This is a genomic window from Streptomyces sp. XM4193 (assembly GCF_023072595.1).
Taxonomy (GTDB): domain Bacteria; phylum Actinomycetota; class Actinomycetes; order Streptomycetales; family Streptomycetaceae; genus Streptomyces.
This window is the reverse complement of record NZ_JALLGK010000009.1, coordinates 50898-67953: the sequence shown is the minus strand read 5'-3', so window position 1 is coordinate 67953 and position 17056 is coordinate 50898. Positions and strand designations below refer to the sequence as shown.

Genomic DNA, 17056 nt, shown 5'->3' with positions numbered 1-17056 from the left:
GAGGCACATACCGCACCCGAAACGGAAGAAAAACGGGCCCTGCCGAAACGGCACACCTAAATACAATCGACGCCTGTGACCCGGAGTGAGCGGACCGATGAGAACCGCAATCACCGTCGCCGGACGGCCGTCAGGAATCGGGCGGGAATCGGGCAGGAATCAGGCGAGCAATGTCTCGACAAGTGATTCCTGAAGACCGCCGAGCCAGAGGTACGCCATGACCAGCGGCTTGCGCGGATCGTCGTCTTCCAGGGAGAAGAGCTTGTCGGTGTCGTCCTCGGTGGAAATGTCCAACCTCGCGGCGAGCGTGAGGCGCAGGTCGTTGAGCGTACCGAGCCACTGCCGGGACTGCTCGGGGGCGAGAGTGAGCACCGCGCCGCCACCACGACCGGGGACGAGGGTGTCCAGCGCCCGTACGACGCTCAGCCCGTCGCCGCGCTTGCGGGCGCGCAGGTCGTTCTCGGTGTACCGGCGGAACTCCGCCGAGGCGGCGGCGGTCTCCTGCGTCTCCCGGACGCCCGGACCGCCGTAGGCGTCGGGAAAGAGGCGGGCCAGCGCGGGGTCGGTCGGCGGTTCACTCGGCCCCTCGGCGAACAGCTCCGCCAGCGGGTCCGGATCGGTCGAGGGCTCCTCGCCGGGGCCGATCAGCTCCAGCAGCTGCACGGTGAGGCTGCGGAGGATGGAGATCTCCACCTCCTCCAAGGCGATGGCCGCGCCGGAGGGAACGCTGTCCGAGGGCTCGAAGTACGCCGGCATCAGCGGTCCTGGGTGAGGGTCGCCCACAGGCCGTAGCCATGCATCGCCTGCACGTCGCGCTCCATTTCCTCACGGCTGCCGCTGGAGACAACCGCGCGGCCCTTGTGGTGGACGTCCAGCATGAGCTCGCGGGCCTTGTCCTTCGAGTAGCCGAAGTAGCTCTGGAAGACGTAGGCGACGTAGCTCATGAGGTTGACCGGGTCGTTGTGCACGAGCGTCACCCACGGGACGTCCGGCTCCGGAACCGGCTCCGGTGCCTCGGTCGTCTCCGGGAGTTCGGTCTCCATGGGTACGGTCACGCCTCCATGCTGCCACCTGACGGGCACCCAAGTACAAACGAGCTGTGACCTGCGCCGCACGGACGACCCGAACAGATATCGTCACTCTGACGAAATATGGAGTACGATGGCGTCATGAACGCTGCTGATCCCCTGGGTCTGCCGGTGACCGTGCCCTCCACGGCCCTCTTCACCGACCGCTACGAGCTGACGATGGTCCAGGCCGCGCTGCGCGCCGGGACCGCGCACCGCCGCGCCGCCTTCGAGGTCTTCACCCGCAGGCTGCCCGAGGGCCGCCGGTACGGGGTCCTCGCCGGCACCGGCCGCGTGCTGGACGCAGTCACCAACTTCCGCTTCGGGAGCGAGGAGCTCGACTTCCTGCGCGAGCGGCGCGTGGTGGACGAACCGACGCTGGACTGGCTCGCGGGCTACCGCTTCAGCGGCTCCGTCCACGGCTACCCCGAGGGCGAGGTCTACTTCCCCGGCTCCCCCGTGCTGCGGGTGGAGGGCACCTTCGCCGAGTGCGTGGTGCTGGAGACGGTGATCCTCTCGATCCTCAACCACGACTCCGCGGTGGCCGCCGCGGCCTCCCGGATGGCCGTCGCCGCAGCGGGCCGCAGACTGACCGAGATGGGCGCCCGGCGCACCCACGAGCTGTCGGCGGTGGCCGCCGCCCGCGCCGCGTACATCGGCGGCTTCGACGCGACCTCCGACCTCGCCGCCGGCTTCCGGTACGGCATCCCCACCGCAGGCACCAGCGCCCACGCCTTCACGCTGCTCCACGACACCGAGCGGGACGCCTTCACCGCCCAGGTCTCCTCGATGGGCAGGGGCACCACGCTGCTGGTGGACACCTACGACGTCGCCGAGGCCGTACGCACCGCCGTGGAGGTCGCCGGGCCCGAGCTCGGCGCGGTGCGGATCGACTCCGGGGACCTGCTGCTGCTCGCCCACCGGGTGCGCCACCAGCTCGACGAGCTCGGCGCGCACGACACCCGCATCGTGGTCACCAGCGACCTCGACGAGTACGCGATCGCCTCGCTCGCCGCCGCACCGGTGGACGCGTACGGCGTCGGCACCCAGCTGGTGACCGGCAGCGGCCACCCCACCTGCTCGATGGTCTACAAGCTGGTCGCCCGCGCCGACAGCGACGACCCGGCGGCGCCGCTGCGCCCGGTCGCCAAGAAGTCGATGGGCGGAAAGCTGTCGATCGGCGGCGTGAAGTGGGCCGCCCGGGAGCTGGACGAGGACGGCACGGCGGCGGCCGAAGTCATCGGCACGGGTGAGATTCCCGCCGAGCTGGCGGGGCAGGAGCTGACCGTGGAGCTGGTACGCGAGGGGGAGGTCCTGGCGCGCGAGCCGCTGGAGGTGCCGCGCGAGCGGCACCGGCGGGCGCGGGCCGGGCTGCCGCTTTCGGCGGCCCAGCTCTCGCGCGGCGAACCCGTGCTCCCCACCCGGTACGCCTGACCGCGCGCGGCGCCGGCAGCCGGAGCCGCACCCTGGAACCAACGCCTCACATTCCCTGTCGAAAGGTGTGCCACATGCACCGGGCACTGATCGTCGTCGACGTGCAGAACGACTTCTGCGAGGGCGGCAGCCTCGCGGTGACGGGTGGCGCCGACGTGGCCGCGGCCATCACCGATCTGGTCGCCGACGCCTCGGCCGGATACCGCCACGTCGTCGCGACGCGAGACCACCACGTCGATCCGGGAGACCACTTCTCGGACGAGCCGGACTTCGTCACCTCCTGGCCGCGCCACTGCGTCGCCGGCACCGAGGGTGTCGGATTCCACCCGAACTTCGCCCCGGCCGTCACCTCCGGCGCCCTGGACGCGGTCTTCGACAAGGGCGCCTACACCGCCGCGTACTCCGGTTTCGAGGGCGCGGACGAGAACGAGGTCGGGCTCGGCGACTGGCTGCGGGCCAGGGACGTCACCGAGGTCGACATCGTCGGGATCGCCACCGACCACTGCGTACGGGCCACGGCGCTGGACTCGGCGGCGGAGGGCTTCCGCACCAGGGTCCTGCTGGACCTGACGGCCGGAGTCTCCAAGGAGACCACCGAGCGCGCACTGGCCGAGCTGCGGTCGGCACGGGTGGAGCTCAGCGGCCGGCCGGTCGTCTGACCGGACGGAACGCCCGCAGCGCCACCGGTGGCACCCGGGCCGCCTGGACCGCCCGGACTGCCTGGACCGTCTGGACTGCCTGGACTGCCCGGACCGTCTGGACTGCCCGGGCTGGCTGGACCGCCCGGGCCGCCGCAGTGTTGGAGCCGCTGCGGGGTCCGGGGCTCCGGTCTCCCGGTGCGGCTCCGGGCGAGCGCGGAGAGCCGGCGCCCGGCGCGCAGGGGCTTCCGGCGCGAGAGGCGTGAAACGGGCCCGAGTCGGTCCGCACCCGCGACGGAACGGGCGACGGGTCGGCTCCCGCCCGCGCCCGAGGGGCGCCGGCCGGCGGTCCGGTCCGACCGACGGGTGCCGCGCCCGCTCCCCCGATGGGCGGGGCGGCGACTGTGGTCCGCCTCAGCGGCAGGCCCGTGGACGCACCGCCTGGGCGACCGGATGCCGGGCCAGGCCGACCCGGCTGCTCGCGCGACCGGCCGGGGTGTGGCTGTTGGGCCGCAGCAGGGCCGCTATCGGCTGCCACGAGGCCGGCCCCCGACGCGTCAGGCTGCGCCAGAGCAGCCCCTCCGGGTGGTGCAGTACCGCCGTGACCTCGTCCGGCGTGGGTGGTTCGGTGTTTCCGCGCAGGTAGACGGCCCGCAGGCCGAGATTGCGCAGTCTGGTCAGCGCGCGGGGCCGGTTCACCGCGTGGACGAGGACTCGGACCTGTCCGCCGCTGTCGCCACCGGGCCCGCAGGGTCTGGGCACCGACAGCGCGACGATCACCGAGCCGTCCGGCTGCCGCGCGTAGCCTCCTCCAGCCATGTTCATGATCCCCGTTCCGCTTGGTCGGTTTCCTTGTGTAAAGCATGAGCGTTCTTCAGGTCGTCGTGCTGAACGCATCTAAACGCGAACAGCCGCCGCCCGCCAAGAGGGCAACGGCTGCTCACTTTGTGTACGTGATCGACTACCAGTAGTTGATCAACTGGCTTTCGACGTACGTTTGTTCATGATTTGCCAGGTTTTCCAGCGGTTCATTTCTTGCTGGAAGGACCGACCTTGATCGTCATCGTCTTCCCGTGCTTGGGCTGCTTGACGATCGATATTCGGGTGTTGGTGTCCGGGACCTTCACACCCGCAGTCGGGTTGGAGTCGTACCAGTAGGTGCCCTTGCGGTCGTCGAAGAAGGGAGCGGCCTTCTTGCCCTTGATCTTCGTCGGCTCACCGTCCAGGTGCAGTTCGAAGCTCTTGCCGGGGCGCAGGCTGAACGGCGAGTCGTACGCCTGGATTCGGTTGCGCATGATCTCGCCGTTCGACCACTTCTCCGGCTTGGCGTGCGCGTCGACCGGCAGGATCAGCCCCTCGCCGGGGTGGACCCCGACGTTGTTGTCGGCCTGCGAGGTGTCCCACAGCCAGATCAACAGGCCCTGCGCGTACGGGAAGTGCTCGACCTTCTTGGGGTCGTTCGCCACGTCGCCGAAGTTGTACGGACCGGTCTTCAGAGTCTCGTCGTAGCCCACGTACTGCCGGTTCTCGGCGAGGTAGAACTGCGGGTACGCCTTGGTGAACGACTCGCCGATGCGCTCGAATCCGGTGGCGGTCCAGCCGTTGTCGCCGTCCTCGGCGCCGTCCGAGAGGATCTCCTCGCCGTCGGCGGTCAGCGTGATCTCGTCGGCCGCGAAGCCGAGTTCGGAGACACCGCCGTCGGTGCGGTAGAGGAAGCGGAGGTCGATCTCCTTGCCCGCGTAGTCGTCCAGCGGGAAGGCGAGGTCGGTGTAACCGCCCGAATCCCCGTGCAGGGCAGGGGTGTCGGAGGCGTCGCGCGGGATGGCCTTGCCGTCGGCGGTGCCGTCCAGCGTCTCCCAGTTCTCGCCGCCGTCGGTGGAGACCTGGGTGTAGAGGAAGTCGTACTCCTCCTCGATCTGCCACCAACCCCTGAGGTCCAGCGAGGCCTTGGCGGCGTCGGTCAGGTCGACCTTGCGGCGCAGCTCGTTCTTCAGGTCGTCGCCCTTGCCGCTCCACCACTGCTTCTCGCCGGCGGCCGGCTCGGTGATGGTGGTGGTGACGTCCTTCTCGGGCAGTTCGACGACAACCGCCTGCGACTGCTTGGTCTTTCCGCCCTTCTTCGTGGCGCCGGACTCCGCCTGCGGGCGCAGCTTGTGCGTGGACTTGGTGGCCGCCTTGGCGGTCTCGTAGTCCAGCCAGCCGAGCTGGAGCTTGTCCCAGGCCGTCATCTCGCCCGCGTGGTCGCCGATGGCGTCCTCGCCGCGGCCGAGCCAGGAGCCGGAGGACATCAACGACCAGTAGGCGACGGAGGATTCACCGGTGCCGGTGGTGTCGTAGAGGTCGGGCAGCCCGAGGTCGTGGCCGTACTCGTGGGCGAAGACGCCCAATCCGCCGTTCTCCGGCTGGACGGTGTAGTCGCCGACCCAGATGCCGGTGTCGCCGATCTCGGTGCCGCCGGCCCGGTTGAACTCGGGGCCGGTCTTGCCGTGGTCGGTGCCGTACGCGTACCAGCGGTGCGCCCAGATCGCGTCCTCGCCCTGCGCGCCGCCGCCGGCGGACTCGTCCTCGCCGGCGTGCACGAACTGGAAGTGGTCGAGGTAGCCGTCGGGCTCGTTGAAGTCGCCGTCGTTGTCGTGGTCGTAGCGGTCCCAGACGTCGTACGCGGCGAGCTCCTCACGGATCTGCTCCGTGGTCTTGCCGGCGGCCTTCTGGTCCTCGGTCCACTTGTTCACACCGTCGCGGACGGCGTCCCACACGGTGGGGCAGACGTTGTCGCCACAGGCGTTGTTGCCGTAGCGGGCCTCGTTCCAGTCGATCTTGACCCAGTCGGAGACGGTTCCGTCGACGGTGTACTTACCGGAGGACTGCCGCTCGTAGTAGGTCTTCAGCGAGCCCTCGCCGTCGCCGAAGTAGATGTCCTCGAAGTGCTTCTGGTCGAAGTCCTCCTGCCAGAGCGTGGTGTTGTCCTTGCTCCGGTCGGGCTTCTCGATCTCGTTGTGCAGCGGCCCGGGGTCGCCGCCGTACTCCTCGTCGACCTTGTCGCCGAACTCGATGAGGATGGTGAAGATCTTGTCCGTCTTCACCTGCTCCATCTCGACGTACTTCTCGTCGTCGAGCTTCATCACCTTCGAGCCGTTGCGCGTCTGCGGCTGCTCGCCGGAGGCCAACCGCTGCAGCGCGGCGAGGCGTTGGGCGTTCTGCTGCTTGGTCATCGGGCCGTCGAGGTTGTGCTCGACGTGCTCGTCGGCGTGGCCCGAGGGCTCCTCGGCCTGGGGGTGCGCCTGCGGCTTCTGCTCGTCCTGCGCTCCGATGGCGGTGGCCGGAAGCAGTGCGGCGGCACCCAGCGCGGCAACGGCGGTCACCGCGGCTGCCGTTCTGGTGCGGATGGATCTTCGTGGTCTGGTCACGTTGGTCGACGTCCTCCCTGCGAAGAGCGGATCCTGAGCGAGACCCACTCGTAGGAGAGGCATTTGACCGGAGCGCCGGTGGAAAAGACAGACCTTGTTTTGCTCACGACAATGCCATAGATTGTCGCTTTCCCCCTGAAGCCCCCGAGTTGCTCGGACCACTCCCCAACCGTCCGTCTCCCGGCGCCACTTGAGACCCGGCCGACCGCAGGACGGTCCGGGCCCGCGCGGAGGTCGACCCGGAGGCGAGGGTCGCGGGACGGAGCGCGGGCGGCGAACGAGGGGCGACGGGGCGGACGGCGGGGTCAGACCCGTGCGGCACGTCTCGTGGGGTGCGGCGCACGCGGCGGCGCGGTGACTCCATGCGCCCCCTGTGCCTCGGCCCCGTGCATCAGGTCACGCTTACTCCGCTTCCCCCTCGGGAATCCCGCATCGTAGAGTCGCTCACCGGCACGCGACTGCCCGATCGACTCTCGCCCTGACCCCCTGAGGACGGATTCCGCCATGCCGCGTCCGAGTCTCGCTCAGACCATCTACGGTTCAGCGACCGTCACTGTGACGGCGTTCGTACTCCTGCTGCTCACCCAGACCGGCTCCGGCGCCGTCGCCGTGCTCATCGCGACGATCGCGCTGCTGCTCGGCGTTCTGGTGGCGCTGGTGCTCAGCACCTCCGTCAGCTCCGCCCGCCGCGAGGAGGTGACGACGCAGGCGCTCAAGCAGACCGAGGAGACCGCGCCGGCCGAGCAGCCCCCGGTGGAGGTCCCCGCGGTCACCGTCCCCGCGGTGGAGAAGGACGCGACGGACGTGGAGTCCAAGCTCGACGCGCGGACGATGTCCGCCGACTCCGCCGGGCCCGTTCCGATGCCCTCGGCATCGGCACCCGCATCACCATCGGCCGAGTCGCTCGCCGAACAGCGGGTCCCCCAGGCGTCGTTGCGCCGCTGACCCGGTGACGGCCCGGCTGCCGCTGCGGCGGCCCGGGCCGCAGCGGTGCGCCGATCCCGTTCCGAACGGCAGCCGGGTCGCTGCGGCCCGGTGGGCTCGCAACGACCCGGAGTGCGCAGTCCGACGCCGCTCGGCTGCTCCTGCGCCGGTGCCGCCTCGGTGCGGCGGCGGCCGTTCCGCTCAGGTGGCGACGACGACGGTCTTGCCGACCTTGTCGTGCAGGCACTGCTGGTAGGGCTTGTCCCAGGTGCAGAAGAGGACGTTCACCAGCCAGAAGAGGGTGCCGAGGCAGGGGACGAGCGTGGGCAGTGAGTAGACGGCCGCGCGCAGCCAGCCCGCCTGGCCGGCCGGCAGTGCGCCGTTGTCCAGCATCGCGACCCGGATGCCCATCGCCTTCTTGCCGATCGTCTGGCCCCGGGTCGTCAGCATGAAGCCCTCGTACACCAGATAGACCAGGGCGTAGACGACGCTCTGCCCGAACGCCCCGCCGCCGTCCGTGTCGACGGTGAAGCCGACGAAGATCCCGGTGATGAGGAAGACCGGGATACCGACCAGCAGCGCGTCGATGATGCGCGCGCCCAGCCGCTTGCCGCGCGAGGCGAGCGGCGGCATACCGGCCAGCGGATCGGCGGCGCCGTAGGCGTCCCCGTACGGGTTGGCGCCGAACTGGTGCCCGCCGTAGCCGCCGGGCGGTGGCGGCGCGCTGCCGTACGGCGACCCGCCGGGGCCGCCCGGTTCGCCCTGGCCGCCGCCGTGCGGGTACTGCGGCGGCTTGCCGTACGGGTCGTTCGGCTCTCCTGCGGCGCCCGGCCGCGGCTCGTCACTGCTCATGCGCCGAGTGGAACGCGCGCCCGGCGCTTCCGCAGCCCGGCAGCGGCCATCCGGGGCAGCACCCCGGATCGGCGGGCCTCAGCCCAGCCGCACCTCGCCGCCGCCCTCGGCGGTGAAGGTGCCCGCGGCCTTGTCGTGCCAGCACTGGCGCCACGGCTTGTCGACGAAGGCCCAGAACAGGTTCACCACACCGATCACCAGGAACCCGAGCGAGCCCTGTACGAGCCAGCGGACCGCGGCCTTGCCGAAGCCCGGCGGCTCCTGCTCCTCCATCGACAGCACCCGCAGCCCGAGGAGCTTCTTGCCGAGCGTACGTCCCCAACGGGCGTTCGGCAGGGCCTCGTAGAGGAGCCCAAAGACCAGCACGGCGCCGATGACCATCGCGAGGTAGAGCCCCGTCGTACCGTCCACGAGCCAGATGTCCTGGGTGACGCCGGCCTGTTCGATCTCCGCGACCTTGGTGTCGATGTGGTCCTGCGCCTTCGGCAGCAGCGGCAGTGCCACCGCCGCGCCCACCGCCGCCGTCACCAGCGTGTCGATGAGCCGGGCGGCAATCCGCTTGCCGAGCGCGGCGGGTCGGGCCTGGTCCATGGCGGCCCGGAGGAACGGATCGCTGGCCGGCGGGCGCCACGGCGCCGCCAGGCCGTCCCCGCCCTGCGAGGAGCCGCCGTGCCCACCGGGCGGGGCGGCGAGGTCGCGCACCTGCTGCTGCCAGCCGCCCTCGGACGCGGGCCGCGCCGGGGGTGCGGACTGCGGGCCCGGCTGCACGGGAGCCTGCGCGGGCGCGGCGGCCTGCTGGGCTGCCTGCGCCTCCCGGGCCGCGCGGCGGGCCTTGACGATGTCCGAGCGGCGCAACTGTGTCGTCTGCTCGTGCCGGGGTGACGCCGCCTCGGGTGCGGGCTGCACCGGCGCGGGCTGTGCGGGCGGCGTCTGCGCCGGCGGGGTGCTCTGTGCCGGCGGGGCGCTGTGCGCGGGCGGGGCAGCGGGAGCGGGGTGGCTCTGCTGGGGAGGTGCGGGCTGCTGGGGCGGGGCCGCCGGAGGGAGCTGCGGGTGCTGGGGCGCGGCGGCCACCGCCGGCGCCTCGCCGGGCGGCGCGGCCTGCGGACGCTGCCAACCGCCGCCGGGCTCACCGCGATCGGCCGGCGAACCCCAGGAGACACGCTGGTCCTGCTCGCCGCCGAACCCGCTCTGCCGGCCGGCGTCGGCCTGCCAGGACGAAGCGGACTCCGGACGCTGACCGTGCAGTCGGGCCGGATCGTCCCACTCGGCGATCTGCCCGCTCTCGCGGACGTCCACGTCACCGCGCGGGCGCAGCTCGGGCAGCCCTCCCGCCACGGGCTCCTGCGGTGATTCGGTGCGCTGCGCGGGGACGGCGTCGGCGGGCTCGGACGGAACGCTCTCGGGAGCGCCACCGCCCTCCGGCGACTGCCCGCCCGGCTGCGGCTCCTCGCCCGGCGCGGTCGGTGCCGGCTCGCCGGGACGCGGCTCGGGGCGGCTGGTGCCGGGCACCCAGGAGGCGCCGTCCCAGTACCGGATGTACCCGGGGATGGACGGATCGGGGTAGTAGCCCGCGGTGGTGCTGCTGCCGCTGGCCGATCCTGAGGGAGGCGCGCTCATCTGACCGAATCCCGTATCTACTTGACCCAAGTGGTGTGCGAAACCGGCGTGGTCCCCGCGCCCCGCCGGAGCGGATCCGCCGAAGGCACGTCGGTCCACGTGTACCAGAATGCCACTGTCCGCGGGCCCTCCTTTCCAGAGCCCTCCCCTTCCTCGGTGCCCGGAGGAAAAAATCTTCTCCGAACCCGCGTAATGATTCGCGCCCCCGGCTCTCTCTCCTCGTGCGAGGTCGTCCGGCCGAGCAACGTCGACGGCCGTCGGGCCGAGTCGGAGAGGAAGTGCAGGGAGATGAAGACCGTCATCGAACGCGAGCTGGAACTCAAACTGGTGCTCTCGTCCAGCTGTTCCGTCGTGGTTCCCGCGCAACTGCGCTACAGCGACGACGACCCGTACGCCGTCCACATCTCCTTCCACACCGACACCCCGCACCCGGTGCACTGGACCTTCGCGCGCGACCTGCTGGTGGAGGGCGTGTTCCGGCCGTGCGGACACGGGGACGTACGGGTCTGGCCGACCAAGGTGGACGGCCGCAACGTCGTCTGCATGGCGCTGACTTCACCCGACGGGGACGCTCTCCTGGAGATCCCCTCCGCGCCGATCGCCGCCTGGCTGGAACGCACCCTGCGGGTCGTTCCGCCGGGAACGGAGGCCGAACGGCTGGGAGTCGACGACGGGCTGCGGCTGCTGCTGACGCCCACTCCGGTGGACGACCCCTGCGCCGGCGATCTGCGCCCCTCGGACGATCCCGGCGAGACGGGCGCCTGAGTGCGCCCGACCCGCCGGGCGCGGGATCAGAAGAGCTTGCCGGGGTTGAGCAGACCGAGCGGGTCGAACGCCTGCTTGATGCCCCGGTGCAGCTCCAGGGAGACGGGCCCGACCTCCTGGGCGAGCCAGTCCTTCTTCAGTACGCCGACGCCGTGCTCACCGGTGATGGTGCCGCCCAACTCCAGGCCCAGGCCCATGATCTCGTCGAACGAGACCCTGGCCCTGGCCGACTCCTGCGGATCGCTCGCGTCGAAGCAGACCGTGGGGTGGGTGTTGCCGTCGCCGGCGTGTGCGCAGACGCCGATGGTCAGATCGTGCTTCTCGGCGATCTCCGCGACCCCGTCCAGCATCTCGCCGAGCCGGGAGCGCGGTACGCAGACGTCGTCGATCATCGTGGTGCCCTTGACCCGCTCCAGCGCCACCAGCGCCGAGCGCCGGGCCTGCAGGAGCATCTCCGACTCCGCCGCGTCCTCCGCCGGCACGACCTCGCTCGCCCCGGCCGCCGCGCACAGCTCGCCCACCGCGCGCAGGTCGGCCGCCGGGTCGGCGGTGTCGAAGGCCGCGAGCAGCAGCGCCTCGGTGGTCTCCGGAAGCCCCATCCGGGTCATGTCGTTGACCGCCCGAAGGGTGGTGCGGTCCATCAGCTCCAGCAGCGAGGGCACATGGCCGCCCTCCATGATCCGGCAGACCGCGTCGCAGGCGGCCTGTGCCGAGGGGAACTCCGCGGCGAGCACCAGCGGCCTGGGCGGCTCCGGGCGCAGCGCGAGCACCGCGCGCACCACGATGCCCAGACTCCCCTCCGACCCGACCATCAGCCGGGTGAGGTCGTAGCCTGCGACGCCCTTGGCGGTGCGCCGGCCGGTGGTCAGCAACCGCCCGTCGGCGAGCACCACTTCGAGGCCGAGTACGTACTCCGCGGTGACGCCGTACTTCACACAGCACAGCCCGCCGGAGGCGGTGCCGATGTTCCCGCCGATGGTGCACTCCTCCCAGCTGGAGGGGTCGGGCGGGTAGAAGAGGCCCTGTTCGGCGACGGCGCGCGAGAGCGTGGCGTTGACCACGCCCGGTTCGACGACGGCGATGCGGTCGACCGGGTTGATCTCCAGGATGCGGTCCATCTTCACCAGGGACAGCACGATGCAGCCGTCGCTGGCGTTCGCCGCCCCCGAGAGCCCGGTCCGCGCGCCCTGCGCGACGACGGGCGTACGGGTCGCCGTGGCCGTCCGCATGACGTGCTGCACCTGCTCCACGGTGCGCGGCAGCACGACGACCGCGGGCGCGCCGGCCGGGCAGAAGCCGGCCATGTCGCTGCCGTACGCGGCCATCACCTCGGGGTCGTCGACCAGGGCCTCGGGCGGGAGGCCCTCGCGCAGTGCTTCGATCAGGTCCGCCATGGGGTCAGCCTTGCACCTGCGGGCGGCCGGGGACAACACACCGTTCTCCCGGGAACCCGTGCGCCCGGCGGGCGCCGGACGCGGGGCGCGGGGGCGGCCGGACGCGGGGCGCGGGGGCGGCCGGACGCGGGGCGGGCCGGATGTCGCGCGGGTGCCGGGGCGGCACACCGCGACCGGTGCCGCACGGCGGCCGGCTCCGGCACGAACGGCGGCCGGCTCCGGCGGAACTCGTCGTCCGCCGGAGCCGGTTGGTGGAGGCAGCGGCTGCCGCCGGGATCGCTCAGAGGTTGCCGCGCCGCTCCTGCTCGCGCTCGATCGCCTCGAAGAGGGCCTTGAAGTTGCCCTTGCCGAAGCCCATGGAGCCGTGGCGCTCGATCATCTCGAAGAACACCGTCGGACGGTCCTGGACGGGCTTGGTGAAGATCTGCAGCAGATAGCCGTCCTCGTCGCGGTCGGCGAGGATCTTCAGCTCGCGCAGCTCGTCGACCGGCACCCGGGTGTCGCCGACCCACTCGCCGAGGGTGTCGTAGTAGCTGTCCGGCACGTCGAGGAACTGCACACCGGCGTCGCGCATCGTGCGGACCGTGGCGACGATGTCGTTGGTCGCGAGCGCGATGTGCTGGACGCCGGGGCCTCCGTAGAACTCCAGGTACTCGTCGATCTGGGACTTCTTCTTCGCCACGGCCGGCTCGTTGATCGGGAACTTCACCTTCTTGGTGCCGTCCGCGACCACCTTGGACATCAGCGCCGAGTACTCGGTCGCGATGTCGTCGCCGACGAACTCCTTCATGTTGGTGAAGCCCATGACCTTGTTGTAGAAGCCCGTCCACTCGTTCATCCTGCCGAGCTCGACGTTGCCCACGCAGTGGTCGATGGCCTGGAAGGTGCGCTTGGCGGGGCCGGCGACGATCGGCTCGGCAGCGACGTAGCCGGGCAGGTACGGGCCGTCGTAGCCGGTGCGCTCGACCAGGGTGTGGCGGGTCTGTCCGTAGGTCGCGATCTGCGCGAGCACGACGGTGCCGTGCTCGTCCTTCAGCTCGTGGGGCTCGGTGAGGCCGGTGGCTCCGTGCTCGACCGCGTGGGCGTACGCGCGGCGGGCGTCGGGCACCTCGATGGCCAGGTCGACGACGCCGTCGCCGTGGGCGGCGACGTGCTCCACCAGGAACCGGCCCCAGTCGCTCTCCTGCTTGACGACCGAGGTGAGCACGAAGCGGGCGCCGCCCGACTCCAGGACGTAACTCGCCAGCTCCCGGCTGCCGTTCTCCGGTCCGGAGTAGGCGACCAGCTTCATCCCGAAGGCGGTGGAGTAGTAGTGCGCGGCCTGCTTGGCATTGCCGACGGCGAAGACCACCGCGTCCATGCCCTTCACCGGGAAGGGGTCGTCCTGCCGGGGGGTCTGGAGGGTTTCAGTGAGCTCAGTCATGGCCGCAGGTTCTCGCCGATCCGCAAGGTGCGCAATAGTTCCGACAATCACTGGACATCGTGTACAGCGGAACTGGCCGACCGTCGGCACATCTGTACATGGTGACCAGAGGTTCTGGTCGTCGGGCGTGTAGTTGTCGGAGGACCGGGCAGAAGGACGCTCTGATGTGTCCAGGCCAACTCGACCCGGGGGCACGTCCGTACAAGAGGAGAACGGCACCGCATGGCCATAGACCCGCTCGACGGCAGACTCCTGGAGCTGCTGGCCGCCGAGCCGAGGATCGGCGTACTGGAGGCGTCCCGGCGGCTCGGCGTGGCACGGGGCACCGTGCAGGCGCGGCTGGACCGCCTTCAGTCGACCGGCGTAATCCGGGGGTTCGGCCCCGACGTGGACCCGGCGGCGCTCGGCTACCCGGTGACGGCGTTCGCGACGCTGGAGATCAAACAGGGCCAGGGCCCGGACGTGCGCGCCCATCTCGCCGGTGTCCCCGAGGTGTTGGAACTGCACACCATCACCGGCGAGGGCGACATGCTCTGCCGGCTGGTCGCCCGCTCCAACGGCGATCTCCAACGCGTGATCGACCGGGTCGTGGGCTTTGATGGGATCATGCGGGCCTCCACAGCCATCGTGATGGAGAACCCCGTGCCCCTGCGCATCATCCCGCTGGTCCGTCAGGCCGCGGGCACCGCGGGCCATCCGGGCGCCGAGGGCACAGTTCCGACGGGAGACGGCGAGTGAGTTTCTGGGAGTACCTGGGCAATCGGCACCAACAGCTGCTGACGGACGGCTTCCAGCACGCCAGCGCCGTCTTCCAGTGCATGGTGCTCGCCACCCTCATCGGCGTACTGCTCGCCGTGGCCACCTACCGCAGCGAGTGGGCCGGCAACCTGGCCACCACCACGACGGCGACGATCCTGACCGTCCCCTCGCTCGCCCTGCTCGGCCTGCTGATCCCCGTCGTGGGCCTCGGCGTCGCACCGACGGTCATCGCGCTGACGCTCTACGGGCTGCTGCCCATCGTGCGCAACGCCATCGTCGGCCTGCGCGGCGTCGACCCGACACTGGTGGACGCCGCGAACGGCATCGGGATGTCCCGGCTGACCCGGCTGGTACGGGTCGAACTCCCGCTCGCCTGGCCGCCGATCCTCACCGGGATCCGTGTGTCGACGCAGATGCTGATGGGCATCGCGGCCATCGCCGCGTACGCCTCCGGGCCGGGCCTGGGCAACCTCATCTTCCGCGGCATCGCCTCGCTGGGCAGCGCGAACGCGCTGAACCAGGTCCTCGCGGGCACGCTGGGCATCGTCATCCTGGCGCTGCTCTTCGACGCCGCCTACATCCTGATCGGACGACTGACCATCCCTAGGGGGATCCGTGCCTGAAGCAACCGGTGAGCCGAGCGAGACCTCGGGCGCGACGATCCGGCTGGAGGGCCTGACCAAGCGCTACCCGGGCAACCCCGCGCCCGCGGTGGAGAACGTCAACATGGAGATCAGGGCGGGCGAGACGGTGATCTTCGTCGGCCCGTCCGGCTGCGGCAAGTCGACGACGCTGAAGATGATCAACCGGCTGATCGAGCCGACCTCGGGTCGCATCCGGATCGACGGCGAGGACGTCACCGACATCGACCCGGTCCGACTGCGCCGTCAGATCGGCTACGCGATCCAGTCCTCCGGCCTCTTCCCGCACATGACGGTCGCCCAGAACATCGCGCTCGTCCCCAAGATGGTCGGCTGGTCCAAGGCGCGGGTCGCCTCCCGGGTGGAGGAGATGCTCGACCTGGTCGGTCTGGAGGCGCGGGAGTTCGCCGGCCGCTACCCGCGTCAGCTCTCCGGCGGCCAGCAGCAGCGCGTGGGAGTGGCGCGGGCGCTGGCGGCCGACCCCCCGGTGCTGCTGATGGACGAGCCGTTCGGCGCGGTGGACCCGATCACCAGGGACCACCTCCAGGACGAACTCATCAGGCTCCAGCACGAGTTGCGCAAGACCATCGTCTTCGTCACGCACGACTTCGACGAGGCCATCAAGCTCGGCGACCGCATCGCCGTACTGCGCGAGCGTTCGCACATCGCGCAGTTCGACAGCCCCGAGGCGATCCTGACCAATCCGGCCGACGAGTTCGTCGCCGGGTTCGTCGGGGCCGGGGCGGCGCTCAAGCGGCTGAACCTGACCCGGGTGCGGGACGTCGGGGTGGTCGACTTCCCGACCGCCTCGGTGGAGGACCCGCTGCAACGCATCTTCGACCTGCTCGGGCCCAACGGCACCAACGAGCTGCTCCTGCTCGACCGGCACCGCCGCCCGTACAAGTGGCTGCGCCGCGGCGACCTCTCGCGCGCACGCGAGTCGCTGGCCCGGGCGGGCTCGCCGGTCACCCACCACGTCTCCCGGGACGCCACGCTGCGCGACGCGCTGGAGGCCGTGCTGACCGACAGCGGCGGCCGGGTGGCCGTCACCGGGCGCCGCGGCGAGTACACCGGCGTGGTCGACATGAAGACGCTCATGAACTCCGTCCACGAACTCCTGGAGGAGGACCGGATGGAGGCCGTGGAACACCAGCACGACCTCGCCGAGGAGCGCGAGCGGCAGACCCAGGCCGCACAGGAGGGGTTGTCGTGAGCGCACCCGGACAGCCGCCGAGCACCGGTTCCACCGCGGTGCGCGCGGAGACGGAGCAGGGCGCGGCGGGGAGCGGGGCGGCGGAGGCCGAGCGCACACCGGGCGACCTGGTGGCACCCGAGTCGGTGCGGGCACGGCTGACCTGGCCGCGGCTGCTGGTGATCCCCGGCCTGGTCGCGGTCGCCCTGCTGCTGCTCTGGCTGTGGTTCCGCGGCGCCCAACTGGACGACGTCGCCCGCAACTCGCTTGCCGACGGCAACGTGTGGGTGCGCACCCGCCAGCACATCGAGATGACGGTGATCTCCACCTTCTTCGTGCTGATCATCGCCATTCCGCTCGGCATCGCACTGACCCGCCGGAGACTGCGCCCGGCCGCGCCGGTGGCGGTGGCCATCGCCAACCTCGGACAGGCGATCCCCGCGCTGGGACTGCTGATGCTGCTGGTCATCTGGCTGGGCATCGGCCAGCGTTCGGCGATCATCGGCATGGTGATCTACGCCGTGCTGCCGGTGCTGGCGAACACCATCGCCGGGCTGCGCGGCATCGACCCCCAGCTCACCGAGGCCGCCCGGGGCATGGGGATGTCACCGGTCGGAGTGCTCACCAGGGTCGAACTCCCGCTGGCCGTACCGCTGATCCTCGCCGGCGTCCGCAACGCCCTGGTGCTCAACGTCGGTACGGCGACGCTGGCGACGTTCGGCGGGGGCGGCGGGCTCGGCGACCTGATCGCCGACGGCATCACCAACCAGCGCATGCCGATCCTGGTGCTGGGTTCGACGCTCACCGTGGCGCTCGCCCTGCTGATCGACTGGTTGGGCTCGCTGGCCGAACTGCTGCTGCGCCCCAGGGGGCTGGAGACCGTGGAGGGGAAGTCGTGATGGGCGGCACGAGGACACGAGGTACGGGCGCCGCGCGAGCCGGC

15 protein-coding genes and 1 pseudogene are annotated in these 17056 nt (G+C 71.0%); 8 read left to right on the top strand and 8 right to left on the bottom strand.

The features are described from left to right. Window positions 1–159 precede the first annotated feature (159 nt). Together MTQ01_RS21205 and clpS are read right to left on the bottom strand one after the other, a co-directional pair. Window positions 160–756, bottom strand: a complete 597-nt coding sequence (locus MTQ01_RS21205; protein WP_247492344.1) for a DUF2017 domain-containing protein — start codon at window positions 754–756, stop codon at window positions 160–162. Then, on the bottom strand, window positions 756–1043 hold the full coding sequence (clpS, locus tag MTQ01_RS21200) for an ATP-dependent Clp protease adapter ClpS (RefSeq protein ID WP_247492541.1): 288 nt from the start codon (window positions 1041–1043) through the stop codon (window positions 756–758). Before clpS ends, MTQ01_RS21205 begins: the two co-directional genes overlap by 1 nt. 126 nt (window positions 1044–1169) lie before the next feature. On the opposite strand from clpS, the gene MTQ01_RS21195 reads away from it, so the two are divergent. Continuing rightward, window positions 1170–2501, top strand: a complete 1332-nt coding sequence (locus MTQ01_RS21195) for a nicotinate phosphoribosyltransferase (RefSeq protein ID WP_247492343.1) — start codon at window positions 1170–1172, stop codon at window positions 2499–2501. A 74-nt stretch (window positions 2502–2575) separates the two neighbouring features. Then, on the top strand, window positions 2576–3160 hold the full coding sequence (locus MTQ01_RS21190; RefSeq protein WP_247492342.1) for an isochorismatase family protein: 585 nt from the start codon (window positions 2576–2578) through the stop codon (window positions 3158–3160). Window positions 3161–3646: 486 nt separating this feature from the next. Here the strand turns inward: MTQ01_RS21190 and MTQ01_RS21185 are convergent. Beyond that, window positions 3647–3958: pseudogene (locus MTQ01_RS21185) on the bottom strand (hypothetical protein); the annotation flags it as partial. A gap of 209 nt (window positions 3959–4167) precedes the next feature. After that, window positions 4168–6546: an immune inhibitor A domain-containing protein gene (locus tag MTQ01_RS21180; RefSeq protein WP_247492340.1), complete on the bottom strand. Its 2379-nt coding sequence runs from the start codon at window positions 6544–6546 to the stop codon at window positions 4168–4170. Window positions 6547–7050: 504 nt separating this feature from the next. Here MTQ01_RS21180 and MTQ01_RS21175 point away from each other — a divergent pair. Then, a complete protein-coding gene (locus MTQ01_RS21175; RefSeq protein ID WP_247492338.1) occupies window positions 7051–7491 on the top strand; it encodes a hypothetical protein in 441 nt (146 codons plus the stop codon). A gap of 180 nt (window positions 7492–7671) precedes the next feature. Here the strand turns inward: MTQ01_RS21175 and MTQ01_RS21170 are convergent, their stop codons facing one another. Both MTQ01_RS21170 and MTQ01_RS21165 read right to left on the bottom strand, forming a co-directional pair. Further along, window positions 7672–8322 (bottom strand): RDD family protein, encoded by a 651-nt coding sequence (locus MTQ01_RS21170; RefSeq protein ID WP_247492337.1) that lies wholly within the window; start codon window positions 8320–8322, stop codon window positions 7672–7674. A 78-nt stretch (window positions 8323–8400) separates the two neighbouring features. Further along, the gene (locus MTQ01_RS21165; RefSeq protein WP_247492336.1) at window positions 8401–9939 is read right to left on the bottom strand and encodes an RDD family protein; all 1539 of its coding nucleotides are present in this window, start codon (window positions 9937–9939) and stop codon (window positions 8401–8403) included. A gap of 288 nt (window positions 9940–10227) precedes the next feature. Between MTQ01_RS21165 and MTQ01_RS21160 the strand changes: the two genes are divergently transcribed. After that, entirely contained in the window at window positions 10228–10704 is a 477-nt protein-coding gene (locus MTQ01_RS21160) for an SsgA family sporulation/cell division regulator (protein ID WP_247492335.1), read from the top strand. A 26-nt stretch (window positions 10705–10730) separates the two neighbouring features. Here MTQ01_RS21160 and MTQ01_RS21155 read toward each other — a convergent pair whose 3' ends face one another. Further along, window positions 10731–12098 (bottom strand): FAD-binding oxidoreductase, encoded by a 1368-nt coding sequence (locus MTQ01_RS21155; RefSeq protein ID WP_247492334.1) that lies wholly within the window; start codon window positions 12096–12098, stop codon window positions 10731–10733. Between the two features lie 280 nt (window positions 12099–12378). Beyond that, window positions 12379–13521 carry a 4-hydroxyphenylpyruvate dioxygenase gene (gene hppD / locus MTQ01_RS21150; RefSeq protein ID WP_247492333.1) on the bottom strand — a complete coding sequence of 381 codons (1143 nt, stop codon included), beginning with the start codon at window positions 13519–13521 and terminating at the stop codon, window positions 12379–12381. Between the two features lie 222 nt (window positions 13522–13743). Between hppD and MTQ01_RS21145 the strand changes: the two genes are divergently transcribed. From MTQ01_RS21145 to MTQ01_RS21130, 4 genes are read left to right on the top strand one after another with little or no spacing between them, the layout of a single operon-like run. After that, complete coding sequence (locus MTQ01_RS21145; RefSeq protein WP_247492332.1) at window positions 13744–14259, top strand: Lrp/AsnC family transcriptional regulator; 516 nt, start codon at window positions 13744–13746, stop codon at window positions 14257–14259. Beyond that, window positions 14256–14903, top strand: coding sequence for an ABC transporter permease (locus MTQ01_RS21140; protein ID WP_211042568.1), 648 nt, complete (start codon window positions 14256–14258; stop codon window positions 14901–14903). The genes MTQ01_RS21145 and MTQ01_RS21140 overlap by 4 nt, the downstream gene beginning before the upstream one ends. Then, window positions 14896–16134 (top strand): betaine/proline/choline family ABC transporter ATP-binding protein, encoded by a 1239-nt coding sequence (locus MTQ01_RS21135; protein WP_247492331.1) that lies wholly within the window; start codon window positions 14896–14898, stop codon window positions 16132–16134. Before MTQ01_RS21140 ends, MTQ01_RS21135 begins: the two co-directional genes overlap by 8 nt. Then, a complete protein-coding gene (locus MTQ01_RS21130; RefSeq protein WP_247492330.1) occupies window positions 16131–17012 on the top strand; it encodes an ABC transporter permease in 882 nt (293 codons plus the stop codon). The genes MTQ01_RS21135 and MTQ01_RS21130 overlap by 4 nt, the downstream gene beginning before the upstream one ends. The last annotated feature ends 44 nt before the right edge of the window (window positions 17013–17056 follow it).

Excerpts from the sequence above, each read along its gene's own strand:
- MTQ01_RS21205 (WP_247492344.1), bottom strand. The coding sequence starts at position 756 with ATGCCGGCGTACTTCGAGCCCTCGGACAGCGTTCCCTCCGGCGCGGCC.
- clpS (WP_247492541.1), bottom strand. The coding sequence starts at position 1,043 with ATGGAGACCGAACTCCCGGAGACGACCGAGGCACCGGAGCCGGTTCCG.
- MTQ01_RS21195 (WP_247492343.1), top strand. The coding sequence starts at position 1,170 with ATGAACGCTGCTGATCCCCTGGGTCTGCCGGTGACCGTGCCCTCCACG.
- MTQ01_RS21190 (WP_247492342.1), top strand. The coding sequence starts at position 2,576 with ATGCACCGGGCACTGATCGTCGTCGACGTGCAGAACGACTTCTGCGAG.
- MTQ01_RS21175 (WP_247492338.1), top strand. The coding sequence starts at position 7,051 with ATGCCGCGTCCGAGTCTCGCTCAGACCATCTACGGTTCAGCGACCGTC.
- MTQ01_RS21170 (WP_247492337.1), bottom strand. The coding sequence starts at position 8,322 with ATGAGCAGTGACGAGCCGCGGCCGGGCGCCGCAGGAGAGCCGAACGAC.
- MTQ01_RS21165 (WP_247492336.1), bottom strand. The coding sequence starts at position 9,939 with ATGAGCGCGCCTCCCTCAGGATCGGCCAGCGGCAGCAGCACCACCGCG.
- MTQ01_RS21160 (WP_247492335.1), top strand. The coding sequence starts at position 10,228 with ATGAAGACCGTCATCGAACGCGAGCTGGAACTCAAACTGGTGCTCTCG.
- MTQ01_RS21155 (WP_247492334.1), bottom strand. The coding sequence starts at position 12,098 with ATGGCGGACCTGATCGAAGCACTGCGCGAGGGCCTCCCGCCCGAGGCC.
- hppD (WP_247492333.1), bottom strand. The coding sequence starts at position 13,521 with ATGACTGAGCTCACTGAAACCCTCCAGACCCCCCGGCAGGACGACCCC.
- MTQ01_RS21145 (WP_247492332.1), top strand. The coding sequence starts at position 13,744 with ATGGCCATAGACCCGCTCGACGGCAGACTCCTGGAGCTGCTGGCCGCC.